Here is a 20,994-nt window from a genome sequence, read left to right on the forward strand (position 1 = left end):
CGGATTTTAGCCCTTAACTTTTATATGTGGAAAAGGTTTACCGGACAGCAATAATTTGTAATATTCTATCCTCTTTCATTCCGTTTCTCTGCTTTCTTATAACAAAGCAATTTCTACAAAATAAGTTTTCCTGTCATTCCTATCATCTAATTTAACCATGCAACCTACTGATTTACAACACATTTAAACAAAGTGTTAAAAGTGACAGCAAAACAAAAATAAAACTACTTTGTTGCATTTTCGTAAGATGGAAAAGATTCTACTTCTTACTTTACCTCTCATTTCCTAAAGAATAGAATAAGCCCTCACCTATCCACATGATAATATTCAGATTGGACAGATGAGGGCTTATGCTACTAAAATATAGTATTTTAAGAGTTAGCGATTAAAGCGGAGTGGTAAAAATATATGTACGCATAATCCAGTATGAAAGGATACCAGCAATATAACCTAAGAAAGCAATCCACGTAATACGCTTCATATACCAACCGAAGGTAATCTTCTCAAGACCCATAACAACAACACCTGCTGCAGAACCAACGATGAGCATTGAACCGCCCACACCAGCACAATAAGCAAGCAACTGCCAGAAGATACCATCCACTGCCATATCTGGCTCTATTCCGATAGGATACATACCCATACTACCAGCTACGAGTGGAACGTTGTCAACAATAGCTGAAAGTACACCGATAATACCGGTCACAGCATAATGATTGCCATTGAAGGTTGTGTTCAGACCACTACCTAACTCCTTCAACACACCTACTTCCTCCAAACAAGCCACAGCCATCAAGATACCAAGGAAGAAAAGGATAGTAGACATATCGATACGACTCAGCAAACTACTTACACGCTTTGAGAATTGAATCTCATCACCTCTTTTCTTATGAAGATTACGATAGAATACTTCTGTCACAGTCCATAAAATACCCAATACGAGCAAAATACCAGCAAAAGGAGGTAAATCAGTAAAGAAGTGGAACAAAGGAACAGAGCAAAGACCACCTACACCGATAGCAAAGACAATCTTACGCTGGAACCCATTAAACTCCAAGACTTCGCGATCACCCGACATATCACTTGACATATCATCATACTGGATATTACCTTTCAAAAGCATCTGAAGCAAGAATGCTGGTATCAACATTGAAACTAATGAAGGAATAAATATCTCACTGAGTACACCACCTGCAGTTATCATACCTGCATTCCACAACATAATCGTAGTTACGTCACCAATTGGAGAGAAAGCTCCACCTGAATTAGCAGCAATAATAACTAACGAAGCATAAATCATTCGGTCGTGCTTATCCTGTACAAGCTTACGCAAAATCATAACCATCACAATACTTGTCGTTAGGTTATCAAGGATAGCTGAAAGGAAGAAAGTCATAAAGGCAATCTTCCACAACAGACTACGCTTTGTCTTAGACCGCATTACATTCTTTACCCAGTTGAAACCACCGTTCTGATCAACGATTTCCACAATCGTCATAGCTCCCATAAGGAAGAAGAGTGTGGTAGCTGTATCGCCTAAATGCTCCGTTATCAAAGTATTTACAAACGACACAACCTTATCACCTGTTCCCGTAAAGTCTGGGTGCATCAGCTGTACAAACGGTGCTGGATCAAACATGTAAAGTGTCCAACAGAAAACAAACATCAATAAGGCAACTGCTGCCTTGTTAACCTTAGTAAGGCTCTCCATTGCAATGAGCGCATAGCCCAGCACGAAGACTACAATAATCGCAATTGTTAGTGTAGACATAAATGATTATAATTTCTAATATTTTATTAGTGTACAAAGATACGCAAAAGATATGAGTTGCCTATAAAGAATTGAAATTAATTCTAAGAAAGATAGACTTATTTGGCAAATTGTAGTATATTTGCAAATAAAGCAAGAAGTAAGAGGTCGAAAATAACCGAACGATAGATAAAATTATGGAAAAGAAGCATCTCAACGTTGTCTGCGCTGTTATTCATGACGGAGACAAGATTCTATGTACACAGCGATTGCGTAAAGGTCCTAATTACATTGCTGAACATTGGGAGTTTCCAGGTGGTAAAGTCAATGAAGGAGAAAGTGATTACGAGGCTTTGCGTCGTGAAATACTTGAGGAAATGGACTGGAACATCTATGTCGGAGCAAAACTTGGGAGTGTTGAATATAACTATCCAGACTTTACCATCACCCTTACTGCCTATGACTGTATGGCACATGACAATGATTTTAAGCTTCTCGAACATATCGATTCCTGCTGGTTGAAACCAGAAGAGTTCTCAAAACTCAACTGGACTGAAGCTGATGCGGCACTCATCAAACAGCTTTGGAAATAATAGTAAGAAGTTTGTCTTTGCCTATTTCTACTTTTATTCATTTAGTACGATTTACTATCGTCTATCAACAAACAAAACAATGAACAAAGAGATACAATCACTTGTTAATCAACTTAATGCTGCATCCGACGCTTATTACAATGGTCGTGACGAACTTATGACAGACTATGAATGGGATGCAGCCTTTGATAAGCTAAAAAAGTTAGAAGAAGAAACAGGTATTATACTCCCCGATTCTCCAACACAAAATGTATCTGCCGATAATGTTGCCGGTAAAAAAGAAGAACATGAGTTCCCTGCACTCTCCTTGGCAAAAACTAAGAAGGTAGAAGACCTTGCTAAATGGTCAGAGAATAGACCTATATGGCTCTCATGGAAGTTGGATGGATTGACACTTGTTGTTACATACGACAATGGTAAACTGACAAAGGTTGTCACACGTGGAAATGGTCATATTGGCACCAATATTACTCATCTTTCTACGGCTATTGATGGTATCTTGCAAACCATTCCCTATAAGGGACATCTTGTTATCCGTGGTGAAGCTGTCATCAGTTATCCTGACTTTGAGCAGTTTAACATGGAAGCAGAGGAAGAATATGCCAACCCTCGCAACCTCGCATCAGGCTCACTCACACTGAAAGACATCAATGAAGTAAAAGCCCGCCACTTGCGTTGGATTCCTTTTACACTCGTTTATACAGAGGAAGAAATAACTTCTTGGGGCAAAAGAATGGAGTGGCTTGAACAACAAGGATTCAAAGTTATAGACAGAGAGCTCATTGAACAGCCTACCATTGACAATATAGAAGCGGTCATTCATCATTGGACAGAAAGAGTTACTGGTGTGAGTTCATCACCATTCCCCTACCCTGTTGACGGCTTGGTAATCTCATACGACGACACCGTTTATGCTGCAACAGGTTCTGTTACAGGTCATCATGCCACACGTGCAGGCTATGCCTTTAAGTGGCAAGACGAGAGCGCTGAAACAGAATTAGACTATATAGAATGGTCATGTGCTGCTTCAACAATCTCGCCAGTAGCTGTTTTTCGTCCTGTAGACTTAGAAGGAACAACCGTTAAACGTGCTTCACTCTGTAATATCTCCGAGTGTGAGAGATTAGGGATTGGTGATAAAGGAACAAAGATAGCTGTTATAAAGGCAAATAAGATTATTCCAAAGGTTATTAACGTTATTGAAAGCGTTGGTACTTTCCATATTCCTGAGACTTGCCCAGTATGCCATTCTGCTACAGAAGTTAGCGAAAGCGAGGTTAGTGGAACACGCACACTACACTGTACCAATACACATTGTCCAGCTAAACAGCTGAAGAAGTTTGGTAGATTTGTATCAAAAGAAGGTGTAAACATTGACGGACTCTCTGAACAAACCGTGCAGAAATTTATTAACCTTGGCTGGATTCGTGAATATGCCGACCTTTTCCATCTTACAGAACATGCCACAGAACTGCGTACAATGGAAGGTTTCGGAAACAAGAGTGTCACTAAGTTATTGGCTGCTATTGAAAAAGCGCGTAATGTTGAAGCACGTCGTCTGCTCTTTGCTTTAAACATTCCCCTTGTTGGACAGGATGTTTGTAATCGTCTTTTATCAGCATATCCATTGGAAGAACTTATTAAAACGGCTACAGAAAGTGCTGCAGAAGATGTCTTCTCAACGATTGCTGGTATTGGACCAGAGAAGAGTGCAAGTTTTGTACGCTGGATGAAAGATACTGATAATCAGTCTATGCTACAGCATCTGTTAGTTGAGCTAAACGTTAGTCAACCTTCATCAGCACCAACTGGTGATAGTTGCCAGGGATTAACCTTCGTCGTTACAGGTGATGTTCATCATTATAAGAATCGTAACGAACTGAAAGCGTACATAGAAAGTCAAGGTGGTAAGGTAACTGGTTCTGTTTCTAAATCAACAAATTATCTTATTAATAATGACGTAGAAAGTACTTCTGGAAAGAATCAGAAAGCAAAGGAACTTTCCATTCCTATTATCTCTGAAGATGAATTCATAGCTCGCTTTACACAGGTTACAGCACCAGAAACACCTTCACAACCAACAGAAGGAAGTTTATTCTAACAACATCAGATTTTACTAAACATAGCAAAAGGAGACGACATACATATCGCCTCCTTTTCTTATCTTAAAATAATTCAGTTCTATTTATCTGCTTAGAATGTCCATTTAGCTGCCACTGTAGGGATAGCGTAGAAACGATTATTCTGACCTTTGTCATTCCAAACGAAGTTATTGCTAATCTCAACCTCAGTACCCAAAGAGAGGTTTACATCTTTCATTCCCTTTAGCGTATTGAGATTAAACCAGAACTGAGGCTCAGAGAGAAGAATCATTTTACCATTAACATTTGGATCATACCAAAGGTCACAGAATCCAGAGAATGTACAAAGACCCTTAGCGAAGGTTGTACCCCACACCTCTGTCAGCTGAAAACCACTGAAAGGATGTGCACCAGTGTGAGCATTCTTAAACTGATACTTATACATTAACTGAAGACTGAACGTTTTTGAAAAGTCTTTTGAAGCCCAGTTCCATGCTCCACCAAGAAGAACAGCATGCTGATAACGGTTACCATAATAGCTATCCATAGTTTTACCAGAACCTAAACCACCGTCATACTCAACGTGTGCAGCCCACTGCTTATTCTTCGTAAGATTAAACTCACGTGAAATCTCCCAATAAGCTCCCATTACTCCATCGCTCTTGTAATCAATATCAGTAAACATATAGGTAGAACCCCATGTGTCAGGTTTGAACATTTCTACTGTTGTTGTTACCGACGTACGAGAACTTAGGTTCTTGTAAAGACTATGACCTAAGTCATAATGCAACTGGACATCTTGTGCATTTGCACAACAAAAAGCTGCTACCATAATAGCGAGGGTAAAGAATCTCTTCATAACTGTTCTTAGTTTATATATTAGAATCTACGGCAAAGTTACAAAAAAATCCTAAACTATCAACGTAATAGCAAAAGATTAGTTAACTTTGTGCCTATATGAGAATAGATATCATCACCGTATTACCAGAGATGCTGGAAGGATTCGTACACGAGAGCATCCTTGCCAGAGCTGAAAAGAAAGGATTGGCAGAGATTCGTCTACATAATCTTCGTGACTACACTAAGGATAAATGGCGCCGTGTTGACGACTATCCTTTTGGTGGACAAGCTGGTATGGTCATGCAAATTGAGCCAATCGACCGCTGTATCGCTGCTTTGAAGGAAGAGCGGGAGTACGATGAAGTCATCTTTACATCTCCTGATGGCGAACAGTTCAATCAGAAGATTGCTAATGACCTCTCATTGGGAGGTAACTTCATTATTCTTGCAGGACATTATAAAGGTGTTGACCAACGTGTACGCGACCATCTTATTACACGTGAAATATCTGTTGGCGACTTTGTTTTAACAGGTGGCGAACTACCAGCAGCCATCATTGCTGATGCTGTTGTACGACTGGTTCCAGGTGTTATCAGTGACGAACAGAGTGCACTCTCCGACTGCTTTATGGACGATATGCTCTCAGCACCAATTTACACCCGCCCTCGTAGCTATAATGGTTGGGATGTTCCAGAGATTCTGCTAAGTGGAAACGAGGCGAAGATTAGACAATGGGAGTTTGATCAGGCAATGGAACGTACTAAACGACTACGCCCTGACCTCCTGAAAGAATAAGACAAATGAGCATTTAAGATTAACAAATAAAACTATACTAAATTATGTCACAGTACAAAGAATTACCACAAGTTGAGTTTGCTGTAGCAGCACAGAACGCATTCAAGAAATTCTTTCAGTTCAATGGACGCATCCGTCGTTCTGAGTATTGGTGGGGCTTTCTTACCCTCTTCATCGCAGCTTTTGTTATATCATTAGTTCCCTTTGTTGGACCTCTTGTAGCACTTGTTCTTAGTATTGCAGGTATTTCTATGCAGTTCCGTCGTTTACATGACACTGGAAGAAGCGGATGGTGGTGGGCTGCCCAAGCTTGTGTGGGAACAATTTCTTGTACACTTTTCTTTGTGTCTTTCAACTTCAGCGCATATTTAGAAGCCATACGATCACAAGATATTCAGGCCGCAATGAACGTTTTGATTAGTGCTATAACAAGCATAACAGGTATCTTAGCTATCGTTTTCTATCTAATAAACATCGCCTTAGGTATTACAATTCTGGTTTTCCTTCTACAAGATAGTCAGCCAGAAGCAAACAAGTATGGTGAGTCTCCGAAGTATGTTCTTCAGAATACAGAGGTGTAAAAAACATTATTGTTGGGTAACGTAGTTAAAAGAAAAGAGACGACTTACCGTCCGACTAATAACTTTCCAGCCGACGTTACACTAAGAAACAGAACGTAAGCTACTACTTTGCTCAACATCTTCATAGAAACGTAATGGGTAATCTTCCATGTTTCAAAAGAACCAGTAAAGTAATAAAAAATCATTACATAACATCGTACAAAACATCTTCACCGAAAGGATATAACATCTCCAACAACCAAGCTCATAACATACAACAAATCAGCATATTACAGATTGCATCATAGAAGACGTCCCTCTTGCAGCAAGAAGGGCGTCTTCTTCATATAAGAAGAGCATGTTCTTGAACGTAGTTAGGCCTCTTCTTCCCTCATATACAGCCTTTTCTCTGAATGAAGAGGGAGTAATTACAGAAATATCCTTACAATTTATACTTACCCGTTTAGCGTCCCCTCTTCAGCTAACAGCTTTTTCATAAGGGTAAACTAACATTCTATTTCTCGCTACATTTGGAAAGATACGGAAGTTAAACCATTCTTTCTAACTTTTACAAGTGCTCTCCCACAACACATAAGTAGGGACTTATTATTACATATTGTCACTCAATAACCTAACAGAAACTAATTTATACCAACTCTTAGGTATTGTGGTATTCATATTTTATATATACTTTTGCACCGCTTATAAATTATTTCAGGATCATTATATTTATCAATATGGTTAAAAGATTACACTCTTATCTTTTATTGACAGGCACCTTATTATATTCAGCAGCCCTGCCAATAAATGCACAAGGGAACACGGTGGGTAAAGTTCCAACAGACAGCCTTACACAAGACACATTGTTCTCAACTCCTTATCTGCACGACCAAGTGTTGCAGACGGTAGAAGTAATTGGACGTAACGAACGTTCATACAAGAATACCAACTCTTTCATCGGTACAAAGACAGAGACACCTTTGAAAGACATCCCACAATCTATCGGTTACGTAACAAAGGAGTTAGTGCGCGACCAAGGCGCAACCACAGTTAATGAGGTGGTAAAGAATATCAGTGGTGTAAACCAATATACCTTCTATAATGACTTCTCTATCCGTGGTTTCCGCACTACTGGTAACCGCAATTCAGGAAACCTTGTCAATGGTATGCGTGCACAGACAAGTCTTTGGAAACAGCAGTCATTGGCAAATATCGAGCGTGTTGAAGTCATCAAAGGTCCTGCTTCTGCTCTCTTCGGCAATGCTGCACCGGGTGGTGTTATTAATCGTGTAACTAAGAAACCACTACCTTATCAACGCAATACAGTATCAACAACTGTTGGTAGCTTTAACACACTGAACACCTACGGAGACTTTACTGGTCCATTAGACAAGAAGAACACCCTGCTATATCGCCTTAACATCGGTTACGAACATACTGATTCTTACCGTGACCTACAGGAAAATACAAACTATATCGTTGCACCATCTTTCTCGTTTCTCCCAACACAAAGGACACGCTTTAACGTCGACATCGTTTATCAGCGCACTGATGGTAAGGTTGACCGTGGTCAGCCTATCTTTGGAGATGGTGACCTCAATTCAGTACCAATTAGTCGTTCGCTCTCTGCAACAAATGACTATCTAAAGGAGAACCTCGTGAATATCACGCTTGGTGTAACTCATAAGTTCACGGATAACCTCTCTTTCAATGCTACCTATCTGAACTCTTCCTATGATGAAGACCTCCGTGAGCACAATCAGGCTAATGCGTATGTGAAGTTAGCCGATGGTACACAAAGTCCGTCACGCATCCTTATGCAGTGTCTTATACGCCAGCGTCACTTCCGAAACAATAGTTTCAACACCTATTTTAACTATAATGTAAGCACGGGGCCAGTCAATCATCGTATCCTCTTGGGCTATGACTATTTCCAAATGGCACAACAAGCAGGCTCATCAGCAATGACTGCTGGAGGCTACCTATTGAAGGACGGTACGACAACAACGGCTTTCAAGCCTGCAAACATTGCTAAATACGTACTCGACAAGGATGGTAATCCACGAACGAATGTGCCTTACTATGACTTGACAAGTAATAATAACAACATTGAGCGTGACTATTCAAAGTATATCTTTGTCTCAACAGCACTCTCTCCTTACCTGCAGTATTCTCATGGTATCTACCTTCAAGAGCAGATGGAAGTAGGACCAGTGAAGCTTCTCTTGGGTATTCGTCAGGAGATATTCACCGATGTACTAAATTATAAGACTAATAAGGAAAGCCGTACTACACAGCATGCGTTCATTCCACGTCTTGGTGCAGTCGTTGCTATCAACAAGAATCTGAATGTGTATGGTACATGGGTAAAAGGCTTTGAACCACAGAGTGCATCCGTACAGGGTAACCCTAACACCGGTGGACCATTCGACCCAGAATACAGCCAGTTGTTGGAGGCGGGCTTGAAAGGTGAATGGTTTGACAAACGACTCAGTACAACCCTTTCTTTCTTCCATCTTCAGAAACGCAATACACTCTATAATGCCAACGATGCAAACAACCCTGAGTTGTTAGAACAGGTGGGAGAAGAAACTTCAAAGGGTATTGAATTTGATGTAGTAGGTTTCATTCTTCCTAATTGGAGTATCGTTGCTAACTATGCCTACACCCATGCTGCTATCACAAAGACTGCAACCAACTCAGAGAAAGACTATGGTATGCAACGACCAAATACACCACGTAACTCTTTCAACATTTGGTCAAAGTATATCATTCAGACAGGTGCGCTACGCAACTTTGGTTTCGGTCTGGGTTTCAATGCAGTAACAAAGCGTTACGGACAGGTTGGAAGACGTGAGAATACCATTATCTATCCTGGCTATGGACTCCTCAATGCAGCACTTTACTATCGTCTCCGTAACCTGCAGGTACAACTAAATCTCGACAACGCAATGAACAAAGTTTATTGGGTGGGTGGATATGACAAGCTCCGTTCCTTCCCAGGTGCTCCACGCAGCATAAAAGCTACAGTGACTTACAAGTTCTAAAGAGTTAATAAAACATCCTAATTAAAAAGCCTTCATCCATCTACAGAGCTATAGCTTTTGTAAAAGGATGAGGGCTTTTTCTATAAGTAACACATGTTCATAAATAAATAGGCAAATCCCACTTAACTTAGAAGCCATTTATTACACATTACCATCTTAGATTTTTATTTTCAAGTTGCTGTCATTTTAACATTTAAAGAGAACTCTCTGTATAACAGCCTATTACCTCTTCACAAAGAATGACAGCAGTGACAGGAAAATTGATTTAAAGAATTGCCTATCGGGTTTAAGAAGAAATAGGTAAGCCTCCAAAAAGTACAAAACAAAGTAGCTGAAGGACATTAAAACAATGACAGCCAAGAAAAACTTTATTCGTATAATCACGATGCCGAATGGCTTGCACTGCTGAGCAGATATAAATAACAAGAATAGGTATTGAAATAAACCAACTTCCAACTACAAATATCATTAATAAAAAGCAACATTCGGCTGCATCATCACCTGCAAACGAAGCAAGTAACATTAAAAACAAAAAGGCAGTAACCAAAGCCAACGACACCACACGTAGGGACATCCAAAAAAAGGAGCGCCAGTTCTTTTTGTAAAGTGTTTCTATTTTTACCGACTCCCCACTCTTCGCACCATTATTCCAATGACTCACTAATAGTGATACACCAAGAACAAGAATACAAATTAGTATAATGATAGTAAATGTTAACATAATTAATTTATTGTGGCAAAAACCTACGTATAAATATCAAAAAGATATCTTGCAAAGATATCCTTTTATTCTCACATATACAAGTGAAGCGTCTATAAAAAAATGACTTCAACAACTTATAAGGCTGTTTTATGAAATATATCTTGTTACTCGTCACACATGGGGTTGAGCATTAACTCCTTACAACATACTATAGAAAGAGGGTGTATCAATCGCTTGACACACCCTCTAACATTATTTGTAATCTAATTGATTATACTTTATTCAGCATAAACTTACTTGATAGCTTCACCATTTGCCTGAACTGGCCAGTAGATATTCTGGTACAAATTAGAGTTCTCTGCAGTACCATCAGGTGAACAGAGCTGCATCTCCTGATAAGAGAATGGAGACAAGTAATGTGCCTGATAGAAGGTGTAACCATTATAGAGAATGTTGTTAGTCTTCTGAATCTGGTAAGGACGAACATACTTTGAAAGTGTCTTAGCTGACATCGTAGCATTAGACTCACCATCAGCAATAATCAGACTCACACCCTTATCATTTACGAAAGAAGGATTCTGATAAATCTGATCCCAGAAGTTAACACCCTCAATCTGATAGTTCTTCACCTGATCCAAAGATGCCCAACGAATCAAGTCATCATTACGAAGACCTTCACCTGCAAACTCGCTACGACGCTCACGACGGATAGAATAGAGTGTTGCATCCACTGGATGACCAGCAGAGAATGCTGCCCAGTCGTATGATGGACGATTCACATCAGCCTCCTTACTCATATCAGTTGCAGCAATAGTTGTTGAGATTGGAGCAGTGATACCAGCGCGTGCACGCAAAGCTGTCCAATAACCAGTTGCTGTTGCATCCAATGAACCTGTACGGAGGTAAGAAGCCTCAATATAGTTGAGCATAGCTTCCTCAACACGGATGATAATCTGACCATCAACATCTGAGAAAGTCTGACCTAACTGCATTGCAGGATCGTAGTTGTAGAACTTACGCTGGCGATAACCAGTTACGTCTCTACTTGCCTGGTCTGTTGCAAAAAGTGTTGCAGCATTGAACAAGATCTTAGTAAGTGGAGTTGCTCCTGCAGCCAATTTCTTGTTAGCCAAGTCAATACTCTTTTGGTCAATACCAAGAACGTCAGACTCACCAAACATAAAGAGCTGTAGACGCTCATCACGATCGGTCTTAGTCATATCAACAGTAGTATCACCATGATAGCCTGAACCAGATGCGTAGATAGGCAAACCATTCTTCATAAGGAATGACTCTACGAGTCCACGTGTCCAACCTGTAGACGCACCACCACGAAGCTTATTAGAAGTGAGGTGAGCAAGAGATGGTGTCAAATTTGAATTAAACTGACGCCACAACAACACCTCAGGGTACTTAGACAAGTCTGGACTTGCAAACATATCATAGTATGAATTCCAACCATTGTACTGACCAATAGAACTTGGATTCATCACATGGCTGTTTTGAGTCTTCAAAGGCACAGCATCACACACCTTCTTAGCAGCATCAATAGCTTGATCAAGGAAGAAGTTTACTTCATCATCCTGATTGATAGTGAAGTTCTTGTTCCATTCCTTGTTCTTACCTGGCCAGTTAGCATCACCTGGCACACGACCAGTTCCTCTGTGATACTTCTCGAAGGTAGCTTCATAGAGTGCCATTCTTGACTTCATAGCTAAAGCAGCATTCTTATTGATGCGAACCTTATTAGCAATTGTCACTTGCAACTTATCAATAGCCTTATCCATATCAGAAAGAATCTGACGTGCAACAAGGTTACGAGGCTGACGCTTACTTGCTTCTACGAGGTCGTTGTTAACGTTAAGTTCTTTCAACTCAATAGGGAAGTCTCCATAATCTTGGAGCTTACTATAATAGAGCATAGCTCTGATGAAGTAAGCCTCACCCATATACTGGTTAATCTGTTCAGGAGTGCCTGTCACCTTTCCAGCTGCAATCTTTGCTTCACTTTCATTGATGAACTTATTGACATTACGAATAGCGTTCATGCCAATACCACCAGATGTAGGTACCTTCCATTGATCTTGTAAGTACATTCCAGAGTTACCGCCTCTTGAAGCTTGGTTATCTGTTCCATCATCAAATGTCGCTACACCTGCAAACCATCCACTGTTGTTAGGGAAGATAGATGTATAGTAGTTGATAGTGAACGTACCCAGCTGATCAGCTGTTGTATAGTAAGAGTCAGGAGAAATCTGATCGAGTGGCGGTCTGTCAAGGAAATCGCTACATGACGTAACCGTCATGCCTAAGCAAAGAATTGGCAATCCTCCCCTCAATATATTTGAAATTATATTCTTCATAATTGCTACGAATTAAAAATTAAGATTTAAACCGAAAGAAATTGTTCTCTGGAGTGGGTAGAGCTTACCTGGTCCCCAATCACCGCCAGTAGCCTCTGGGTCAAAGATCTTGTTCATCTTTGTGAATGTTACGAGGTTCTCAGCAGAGAAGTATAAACGAACGCGGCTTGCACCAATCTTGCTTGCGATAGCAGCAGGGAGAGTATAACCAAGCTGAATATTCTTGATTCTCATATAAGCTGCATTCTGCAAGTAGCGGTCACTTGTCTGGAAGTTCTTAGAACCCTGACCAAAGAGAGGACGTGGGTAGTAAGCATTAGTGTTAGGACCGAAGTTAGTGTCTGTTGCTGGACGCCAGTAGTCAAGGTGATCCTTAAATGCTGCACTCTGCCACAAACCTGTATTAGCACCAACGCTATAAGGAGAAGCATCCCAGAAGTCACGCTTACCAACACCCTGCATAAAGATGAGGAAGTCAAAGCCTTTCCAGTTAGCATCCAAAGTAATACCGAAACGATAACGTGGCAAAGAGTTACCAATCTTGGTCAAGTCACCCATATCATCGTATGTGCTCTTGCCAGAGTTCACCTTCTTGTCACCATCAAGGTCCTTGTACATAACGTCGCCGGCAGCCCAGTTAGAACCCCATGATGGTTTGTTATTAACCAACCACTCGTCCATCTGCTGGTTAGTCTGAGCAATACCCTCTACCTGATATCCGTAGATGTCACCCATACGCTTGCCTTCGCACCACTGTGAGAGTAGACGGTTAGGGTTGTAGTAACGTGTAATAGTCTGGTAGTCATCAGAGAGAACAAGCTTGATACCATAGCCAACCTGACCAATTCTATCACGCCATCTAACTTCCAAGTCCCAACCATTAGAACGCATATCACTATTATTCTCAGCTGGCTGTGTTGCACCCAAGATAGAAGGCTTAACTGGAGCTGGACCTACCATATCCTTTGTTGTACGAACAAAGTAGTCAAAAGTACCCTGCAATCTGTTGTTGAACAAACCGAAGTCAAGACCAATGTTCCATGAACGAACACTTTCCCATGTCAAGTTAGGTGAAACCAAACCAGGAACATTAGAGATATTCACACGCTCGCCATTAACAAGCCATGAAGATGCAGATGCACTTGCAGGCTGTCCCAAGAACCAAGGATAGAGTGCTGTGATATTGGTGTTACCCAAAGCACCATAAGTAGCACGGAGTTTCAGCGTATTAACAGTCTTTGTCAAAGGCTTGAAGAACGCTTCGTTAGCAATGTTCCAACCCAATGCGAGTGAAGGGAATGTACCCCATGTCTTATCGCCAATAAAGCGTGAAGAACCATCGCGACGGATAGAGAATTCTACAAGGTAACGTGAATCGTATGCATAGTTGATACGACCGAAAGCACCCATTGTAGCCCACTGAGTATTTGAGAAGCCTGGCTTCACATCCTTGTTAGTAGCATTGTTAAGTGTAGGAACAGTTGGAGTAATCAAGTCTGCACGTGATACACCAAGATAAGTGTAAATGTTAGACTCCATATCCAAACCTGCCAAGAACTTAAAGTCATGCTTATCGTTCAATGTGAATGCGTACTCTGTAAAGAAACGACCATTATAATAGTTGTTCTTTGACATAGACTCACCTACGTTTGACTTACCAGCTGCGTAGTCACCACTCCATGCAGCAGCTACTGGATGCTGATCTGGATCATAATAGTAGATAGGCAATACATCCCAATGGTTGTGGTAGTTAACAGTATTGTAGTTACCCTCCAAACGAATCTTCCAACCCTTGATTGGACGGAATTCGAGAGCTAACTGCTGATAAAGCTTATCGTTCTGTGTAGCGTCAAGACCACCATTCTCCATCTGAAGAATCTCATTACCATGAACATAGTGTCCGTTTGGATCGAAAACAGGGTTAGTCGGCCAACGACGAGCAATGTTATGGAAGAAGAGACCTGTCATGTAAGAAGGACGACTATAGTCCTCACGTACCCACTTTGAGTTGTAAGAAACTGTTGCCCAATTAGTGAGATTTGCAGTAACCTTAGCAGAGAAGTTATATCTCTTGAGTTTATCCTTACCATGACGAATAAGTCCACGCTGGCTGAGGAGTGCTCCACTGAGATAATAGTTCACCTTATTACCACCACCACTTACAGAAATATTATGTTCTGTTGAAGGTACGCCAGACCTATACATCTCCTTGAACCAGTTGGTATTGTCCCAAGAACCTGTGTACATACTCCAAGGCTCATTAGCCTCAGTACCCTGCCATGTTGTAGTAACCTCTTCACCTGGTGCAGGTGTGCCATTGATATGGTTTTTAATCTTGTTCAGCATATCCTGGCTGAATGGAGCATTACCACCACTATTAGCAGCAGCATCATTCCAATAGCGTGCGAAGTCATATGAGTTAGGCATCTCAGGAATCTGAGTTGCTGTAGAGAAACGTACGTTACCATTATAAGAAACGTTTGTACGACCCTCTTTACCACTCTTGGTTGTAACAAGAATAACACCGAAGGCTGCACGTGAACCGTAGATAGCACTTGAAGAAGCATCCTTCAATACAGAGATACTCTCAATGTCATTTGGAGAGATTGAGTACAAATCACCCTCAGAACCGTCGATAAGAACGAGAGGGGCAGCATTTGAACCAGAGCCGATGGTACCAATACCACGGATGTTCATACTCATACGGCTGTTAAGTGAACCACCCGCATTACCTACGCTGAAGTTCAAACCAGGAACCTCACCCTGCAATGCCTGAGCAACACTCGTTACAGGACGAGACTCAAGTTGCTTAGAATTAACAACAGAGACAGCACCAGTAAGGTTAACCTTCTTCTGAGTACCGTAGCCGACAACAACAACGTTATCAAGCATCTCACTGTTCTCTTGGAGAGTAACCTTAAGGTCCTTACCACTCCAAGTTACCTGCTGGGTCTTGTAACCAACATAAGAAATAGTAAGTGATGAGCCAGAAGCAACGCCTGCAATCTCAAAATTACCATCAAGGTCAGTCACACTTCCCTTTTTCTGTCCATTACTTACGACAAAGACAGAGGCACCAACAACAGGGTCTCCATTATTGTCGACAACAGTTCCTTTACATACAGACTGCTGTTGAACAACAGCTGCATTCGCTTCGTACGTAATGTTGGCATGCAGTAAACTTGTACTGAACAAAGCCACCATCAATAAGCTCGTAGTCCTTTTTCTTTTTAGGTACATAGGCTTTAAGTATACTTTAGGTTAAAAAATGCTTTTAGGTTTATTAATCGCAAAGTTAAATCATTTTAAACGTCCGTTCTACAATTACACATATAAAAGATGTTAAATATGTGTTTTGTTTAGTTTATTGTAAAAAAAACAACCACAAAACAGGCCTTCTTTTACATTTTTCTACATTCATCAGTACTTAGAAAAGCTTTATCATATACTTTGAGTATTCATAAACACCTCCCTAAGCACAGAACAACAAGCATAAAGACCATAGCCATCTATGCCCTATTATTAAATAGGTGAGTTATACTTTTGCATATCATCTTCTTTATGCTCCTAATCTTTCTTAAGCTATAACTCTTTTATTTCTCCAGTTTTCGAATCACCCTACACGGATTACCAGCAGCTACGACACCACTTGGAATATCATGTGTAACGACAGAACCAGCACCAATCGTAGTATTATCGCCTATCGTCACACCCGGCACGACGACGACATTGCCACCTATCCACACATTATTCCCAACATGAATAGGTAGTGCATACTCTATCTTCTTATTACGCTGCTCAACATCAAGTGGATGACCAGCAGTATAGAAGGCGCAATTAGGTGCAATAAAAACATTATCACCAAATGTCACCTTAGCCTCATCAAGAATCACACAATTAGTATTGGCAAAGAAATTCTCACCGACTTCAATGTTATAACCATAGTCACAGAAGAACGGGGCAACAATAAACATTCCCTCGCCTGCCTTACCAAACAACTTTCTAAGGCGTTCCATGCGTTCCTCCCTACGTGAAGGAGGAATCTGATTAATTTCAAAACATTCATTCTCGCAGTAGTATAAGTCTTTTAAAACTTCTGGGTCGTTTGCTTGATAAAGCATCCCTTTCTGCTGTTTCTCCTTCTCTGTCATAATCTTGACTTTAGCGTTTATGCTCACAAAGATACAAATCAATTTCTAAGAAACAGAGAATTTCATTCATGAAAAAATAATTTTAGGGAAGAAAAGAGTGAGATGCGTGAAGTTTTTTGTATTTTTGCGACAACGATTTATTCATTACATAATAAAGAAAGAACATGAACATAATAACTTATGAATTTGTACTGAGACTATTCGTAGCTGCTATGTTAGGTGGTGTGATTGGCTTGGAGCGTGAGTATCGTGCAAAGGAGGCTGGTTTCCGAACCCACTTCCTTGTAGCATTAGGTAGTGGTTTGTTTATGATTCTATCACAGTTTGGCTTTGATGATGTACTCGGCCATTACGAGCAAGTGTCACTCGACCCCAGTCGTATAGCCTCACAAGTAGTAACGGGTATTGGTTTCATTGGTGCGGGAACAATTATCTTTCAAAAGCATGTGGTACGTGGACTGACAACTGCAGCAGGTCTATGGGTAACATCGGCTATTGGTATGACTGCAGGTGCAGGAATGTATGTACTCTCTATTGCTACAACTGTCCTCGTCTTGCTCTGTTTGGAAGCACTTTATTTTATACTCCAACACTTTGGAACACGCAATATAACCGTTACTTTTAGTACTCCAAAAGAAGAAAACATTCAACCTGTCTTGCAACGATTACGCGATAAGGAGATTATTATTGATTCCTACGAGATGACACGCAAAGACACTTCTTCAGGTCATTACTTCGTCGTAACGATGGAAATGAAGTTCAAACGGAAACGTTATAAGAATCATCTCCTTAACTTTATGGCTGAATTTGAAAACGTAACTGTTGAAACTATGGAGTAAATAGGAGCTGAAAAAATGGTTCTTCCGGAATATGGAGTGATAAACTAAAAGTCTTATATAATAGGCACACAGAGTCACGGAGGGGACGGAGGTAACGCAATGTCACGGAGGTGCCGATGGCACAAAGAGCGACGGAGATGTAGCGTACAAATTCTTAATAACTATTTTGGGATAAACGCTTTGCATATAAATTGCTAATAGAATTGGCAAACAAACTCCGTTGCTCTACGCACCAACGGTGCCTCCGTTACTTCCATTGCTTTGTTTTAATAATCCTCCGTCCTCTCCGTACCTCCGTGTGACATTTCCTAAGAAACCTAACCTTAAGTGGCAAACCTTATCACTCAAAAATCCTGAAGACCCCAAAAAAATGGTTCTTCTGTTAAACCCAAATCGATGTTTAACCTCTAATGACCGATTTTAGTTTAATACATAGATTGAAAATAGAATAAAGACTTGATACATTTGCATAGTAAGACTATCCTAAATAGATAGTCTTACATAGAAGACAAACTACAAGATAAAATGCAAATAGATACTATGTCTTTCTGTATTCTACAAATAGCTTATTCCCACATCATTGGTATTTGTAAACTATTTTCATGCAACTCAAAACCAATACATGCTCTTTTGGCTTCTTATAGACGCCCTTTAAGCTTGCAAAAGGTGCCCTTTAAGCCCCTTACTAACGCCCTTTTGAAGTCCAATTAAGCACCTTTTTTCAAACTACTTCATAAACAACTGATTTACTATTGGTTACAAACTTGCTTTTTACACATGATTTTGCCGTTATTTATAGATACTTTACCAGAAACTATGTAATGATTTTTCAAAGCTATATCTACAAAAATTTCTTCATGTAAATGATTTCTTCTTTTTACAAAATAGCTCAGCAGTAGGGCTTAGCTATCCCCCAAAGTTACTAAAATGAAGGAGTAAGATTTAGACGATCAAGGAGTAGATAACCACTAACAAAATACTAAAAAACGCGCTGAAAAGCTAATCTACTATCTCCATTCTCAACATAGATAATACCACAATAAACGAAACCTAAACGAATCAAAGAAGCCTGCATCGGGCGATTATCTGCATGGGTATCTATACGAATAGAAGAGGTAAATGCCGAACAATAGTTGACTATGTCAGCCATTACACCATGTACACCTTCCAAAGAAGCTACACGATGGATGACATAATAAGGTTGGTCATCAAGCCAACTACCATTATCAATACGGTGGTAATTAGGTTCTGGACCCGCCTTAGCTACAAAGGTTGCAATAGGCTTCCCACACTCATAAAGTAGACAACAATCACCTTGTGCAATGTCACGCCTTATAGTACTCTCCGCAGGATAATTTGCTGACCATTGATTAGGATTACCAGTTTTAATCATCTTTGCTTTCCCCTGCTCAATTAGGTTCGATACTATAGTAAAATCATCTGTTGATGCTTTACGGATAGTACGATTAGATGACAGATTTATTGTTTTCTCCTTTGTCATAAGATTTATACTTTTCTATTTCTAACGAGGCAAAAATACGAAGAAAAACTAACATCAAGTTCCTAATATAAAAGAAAGTTGTACAAAACGAAAAATAAAGAATACCACAGTGATAATAAATAGAGAAAAATAGTATGAAAAATAATTGCGAATAAAGAAATTAATATGTATTTTTGTCCTCATAATCAAATACTAATCTTATAAAAGCTACGACAATGGAGAATAACCTTTTTAAGTGTTCAGCAAATAGGCTGGAAGCACACTTGGGCAAAGACTCACATGAATTTACTAAAGATGATATCAAGCAAGTTGTCAGTGACTTGAACATCAGAATGGTCAACTTTATGTATCCTGCTGGTGACGGACGATTGAAGACACTAAACTTCATGCTTCACACACCCGACTACTTGGAGACAATACTTACAAGTGGCGAGCGCGTTGATGGTTCTTCACTCTTCAACTTTATTGCAGCTGGTAGTAGTGACCTCTATGTAATGCCACGCTTCTCTACAGCGTTCATCGATCCTTTCTCAGAGATTCCAACACTTTGCATGCTCTGTTCTTTCTTCGATCGAGATGGTAATCCATTAGCATCATCTCCAGAATATACACTCCGCAAGGCTATGAATGCCTTTAAGAAAGTAACTGGTATGGAGTTCCATGCTATGGGTGAGTTAGAATACTACGTTATCCGAGAGGATGAAGGTGTATTTCCTGCTGACGACCAACATGGTTATCACGAGAGTTCTCCTTTCTCAAAAGGCAATGACTTCCGTATGCGTTCTATGCAGCTGATTGCTGAATGTGGCGGTAAGATTAAGTATGGACATTCTGAGGTAGGTAATTTCATTGAGAATGGGCGCTGCTACGAACAGAATGAGATTGAGTTCTTGCCTGTCCCAGCAAATGAATGTGCTGAACAGTTACTCATTGCTAAATGGGTGATTCGTAGCTTAGGTTACGAAGAAGGACTTGATATTACCTTCGCTCCAAAGATTACTGTGGGTAAGGCTGGTTCTGGTATGCATATTCACATGCGTATAATGAAGGACGGAAAGAGCATGATGCTCGAAGGAGGAAAACTTTCTAAGGATGCTCGTCGTGCTATTGCTGGTATGATGGACTTAGCTGAGAGTATCACAGCCTTTGGCAATAAGAACCCAACATCATACTTCCGTCTCGTTCCACATCAGGAAGCTCCAACAAATGTATGTTGGGGTATGAGTAACCGTTCTGTACTTGTTCGCGTACCATTAGGTTGGACCTCTGGCGAGGATATGTGCCACAAAGCTAATGATATAGAACCACTTACAGCGCGTGACTACTCTATCAAGCAGACTGTTGAGATGCGTTCTCCAGATGCTTCAGCTGATATCTATCAGCTTTTAGCAGGTCTTTGTGTGGCTTGTCGTCATGGTTTTGAGATGGCAAACGCTGAGGCTGAAGCTGAGAGAACCTTTGCAGACGGTGATATCCACGACCCAAAGAATGCAGAACGCTATGCTACCTTGGCTCAGTTGCCTGATAGCTGTGCCGCTTCAGCAGACTGCTTGGAACGTCAGCGTAAGGTTTATGAAGAGTATGATGTATTCTCTCCTGCAATGATTGATGGTATTATCAAACAGCTTCGCTCATACAATGACCGTACACTACGTCAAGAGATAGAAGGCAAGGAGATGATGATGGAGAAACTTGTTCGTCAATACTTCCACTGCGGATAAAGCAAACATCATTCTAATATGTGACTACTATTAGTCCAAATATAAAATCC

14 protein-coding genes are annotated in these 20,994 nt (G+C 40.4%); 7 read left to right on the forward strand and 7 right to left on the reverse strand.

Annotation, left to right across the window (positions count from 1 at the left end):
* Positions 1 to 385 precede the first annotated feature (385 nt).
* Positions 386 to 1,771 carry a sodium:proton antiporter NhaD gene (gene nhaD / locus HMPREF1505_RS03130; RefSeq protein ID WP_013264208.1) on the reverse strand — a complete coding sequence of 462 codons (1,386 nt, stop codon included), beginning with the start codon at positions 1,769 to 1,771 and terminating at the stop codon, positions 386 to 388.
* Between the two features lie 176 nt (positions 1,772 to 1,947).
* On the opposite strand from nhaD, the gene HMPREF1505_RS03135 reads away from it, so the two are divergent.
* The gene (locus tag HMPREF1505_RS03135) at positions 1,948 to 2,343 is read left to right on the forward strand and encodes a (deoxy)nucleoside triphosphate pyrophosphohydrolase (protein ID WP_036922385.1); all 396 of its coding nucleotides are present in this window, start codon (positions 1,948 to 1,950) and stop codon (positions 2,341 to 2,343) included.
* A gap of 79 nt (positions 2,344 to 2,422) precedes the next feature.
* A complete protein-coding gene (gene ligA, locus HMPREF1505_RS03140) occupies positions 2,423 to 4,444 on the forward strand; it encodes an NAD-dependent DNA ligase LigA (RefSeq protein WP_036922388.1) in 2,022 nt (673 codons plus the stop codon).
* 92 nt (positions 4,445 to 4,536) lie between these two features.
* On the opposite strand, the gene HMPREF1505_RS03145 is transcribed toward ligA, so the two are convergent.
* The gene (locus HMPREF1505_RS03145; RefSeq protein ID WP_036922390.1) at positions 4,537 to 5,283 is read right to left on the reverse strand and encodes a DUF5020 family protein; all 747 of its coding nucleotides are present in this window, start codon (positions 5,281 to 5,283) and stop codon (positions 4,537 to 4,539) included.
* Positions 5,284 to 5,381: 98 nt separating this feature from the next.
* Here HMPREF1505_RS03145 and trmD point away from each other — a divergent pair, with 98 nt between their 5' ends.
* The 3 genes from trmD (at position 5,382) to HMPREF1505_RS03160 (ending at position 9,666) form a co-directional block, all read left to right on the forward strand.
* The gene (gene trmD, locus HMPREF1505_RS03150; protein WP_036922392.1) at positions 5,382 to 6,059 is read left to right on the forward strand and encodes a tRNA (guanosine(37)-N1)-methyltransferase TrmD; all 678 of its coding nucleotides are present in this window, start codon (positions 5,382 to 5,384) and stop codon (positions 6,057 to 6,059) included.
* Positions 6,060 to 6,103: 44 nt separating this feature from the next.
* A complete protein-coding gene (locus HMPREF1505_RS03155; protein ID WP_013264644.1) occupies positions 6,104 to 6,640 on the forward strand; it encodes a DUF805 domain-containing protein in 537 nt (178 codons plus the stop codon).
* 716 nt (positions 6,641 to 7,356) lie between these two features.
* Positions 7,357 to 9,666: a TonB-dependent siderophore receptor gene (locus tag HMPREF1505_RS03160; RefSeq protein WP_036922395.1), complete on the forward strand. Its 2,310-nt coding sequence runs from the start codon at positions 7,357 to 7,359 to the stop codon at positions 9,664 to 9,666.
* 286 nt (positions 9,667 to 9,952) lie between these two features.
* Here the strand turns inward: HMPREF1505_RS03160 and HMPREF1505_RS03165 are convergent, their stop codons facing one another.
* The 4 genes from HMPREF1505_RS03165 to HMPREF1505_RS03180 all read right to left on the reverse strand — a co-directional run bounded on the left by HMPREF1505_RS03165 (position 9,953) and on the right by HMPREF1505_RS03180 (position 16,883).
* Complete coding sequence (locus HMPREF1505_RS03165) at positions 9,953 to 10,387, reverse strand: hypothetical protein (RefSeq protein ID WP_051412302.1); 435 nt, start codon at positions 10,385 to 10,387, stop codon at positions 9,953 to 9,955.
* 275 nt (positions 10,388 to 10,662) lie between these two features.
* A complete protein-coding gene (locus tag HMPREF1505_RS03170; RefSeq protein ID WP_036922397.1) occupies positions 10,663 to 12,732 on the reverse strand; it encodes a RagB/SusD family nutrient uptake outer membrane protein in 2,070 nt (689 codons plus the stop codon).
* 12 nt (positions 12,733 to 12,744) lie between these two features.
* Positions 12,745 to 15,972, reverse strand: a complete 3,228-nt coding sequence (locus tag HMPREF1505_RS03175; protein WP_036922399.1) for a TonB-dependent receptor — start codon at positions 15,970 to 15,972, stop codon at positions 12,745 to 12,747.
* Between the two features lie 353 nt (positions 15,973 to 16,325).
* Positions 16,326 to 16,883, reverse strand: coding sequence for a sugar O-acetyltransferase (locus tag HMPREF1505_RS03180; RefSeq protein ID WP_036922401.1), 558 nt, complete (start codon positions 16,881 to 16,883; stop codon positions 16,326 to 16,328).
* A 164-nt stretch (positions 16,884 to 17,047) separates the two neighbouring features.
* Between HMPREF1505_RS03180 and HMPREF1505_RS03185 the strand changes: the two genes are divergently transcribed.
* Positions 17,048 to 17,722 carry an MgtC/SapB family protein gene (locus HMPREF1505_RS03185; RefSeq protein WP_036922403.1) on the forward strand — a complete coding sequence of 225 codons (675 nt, stop codon included), beginning with the start codon at positions 17,048 to 17,050 and terminating at the stop codon, positions 17,720 to 17,722.
* A 979-nt stretch (positions 17,723 to 18,701) separates the two neighbouring features.
* Here HMPREF1505_RS03185 and HMPREF1505_RS03190 read toward each other — a convergent pair.
* A complete protein-coding gene (locus HMPREF1505_RS03190; RefSeq protein ID WP_036922414.1) occupies positions 18,702 to 19,223 on the reverse strand; it encodes a GNAT family acetyltransferase in 522 nt (173 codons plus the stop codon).
* Positions 19,224 to 19,438: 215 nt separating this feature from the next.
* On the opposite strand from HMPREF1505_RS03190, the gene HMPREF1505_RS03195 reads away from it, so the two are divergent.
* Positions 19,439 to 20,944: a glutamine synthetase family protein gene (locus HMPREF1505_RS03195; protein WP_036922417.1), complete on the forward strand. Its 1,506-nt coding sequence runs from the start codon at positions 19,439 to 19,441 to the stop codon at positions 20,942 to 20,944.
* Positions 20,945 to 20,994: the final 50 nt, after the last annotated feature.

This window comes from Prevotella sp. ICM33 (assembly GCF_000517825.1).
Taxonomy (GTDB): domain Bacteria; phylum Bacteroidota; class Bacteroidia; order Bacteroidales; family Bacteroidaceae; genus Prevotella; species Prevotella melaninogenica.

Bases quoted from the DNA above. Each gene is read 5' to 3' on its own strand.
- HMPREF1505_RS03175 (WP_036922399.1), bottom strand. From the start codon at position 15,972: ATGTACCTAAAAAGAAAAAGGACTACGAGCTTATTGATGGTGGCTTTG.
- HMPREF1505_RS03180 (WP_036922401.1), bottom strand. From the start codon at position 16,883: ATGACAGAGAAGGAGAAACAGCAGAAAGGGATGCTTTATCAAGCAAAC.
- nhaD (WP_013264208.1), bottom strand. From the start codon at position 1,771: ATGTCTACACTAACAATTGCGATTATTGTAGTCTTCGTGCTGGGCTAT.
- HMPREF1505_RS03170 (WP_036922397.1), bottom strand. From the start codon at position 12,732: ATGAAGAATATAATTTCAAATATATTGAGGGGAGGATTGCCAATTCTT.
- HMPREF1505_RS03135 (WP_036922385.1), top strand. From the start codon at position 1,948: ATGGAAAAGAAGCATCTCAACGTTGTCTGCGCTGTTATTCATGACGGA.
- trmD (WP_036922392.1), top strand. From the start codon at position 5,382: ATGAGAATAGATATCATCACCGTATTACCAGAGATGCTGGAAGGATTC.
- HMPREF1505_RS03160 (WP_036922395.1), top strand. From the start codon at position 7,357: ATGGTTAAAAGATTACACTCTTATCTTTTATTGACAGGCACCTTATTA.
- HMPREF1505_RS03195 (WP_036922417.1), top strand. From the start codon at position 19,439: ATGGAGAATAACCTTTTTAAGTGTTCAGCAAATAGGCTGGAAGCACAC.
- ligA (WP_036922388.1), top strand. From the start codon at position 2,423: ATGAACAAAGAGATACAATCACTTGTTAATCAACTTAATGCTGCATCC.
- HMPREF1505_RS03165 (WP_051412302.1), bottom strand. From the start codon at position 10,387: ATGTTAACATTTACTATCATTATACTAATTTGTATTCTTGTTCTTGGT.
- HMPREF1505_RS03190 (WP_036922414.1), bottom strand. From the start codon at position 19,223: ATGACAAAGGAGAAAACAATAAATCTGTCATCTAATCGTACTATCCGT.
- HMPREF1505_RS03155 (WP_013264644.1), top strand. From the start codon at position 6,104: ATGTCACAGTACAAAGAATTACCACAAGTTGAGTTTGCTGTAGCAGCA.
- HMPREF1505_RS03185 (WP_036922403.1), top strand. From the start codon at position 17,048: ATGAACATAATAACTTATGAATTTGTACTGAGACTATTCGTAGCTGCT.
- HMPREF1505_RS03145 (WP_036922390.1), bottom strand. From the start codon at position 5,283: ATGAAGAGATTCTTTACCCTCGCTATTATGGTAGCAGCTTTTTGTTGT.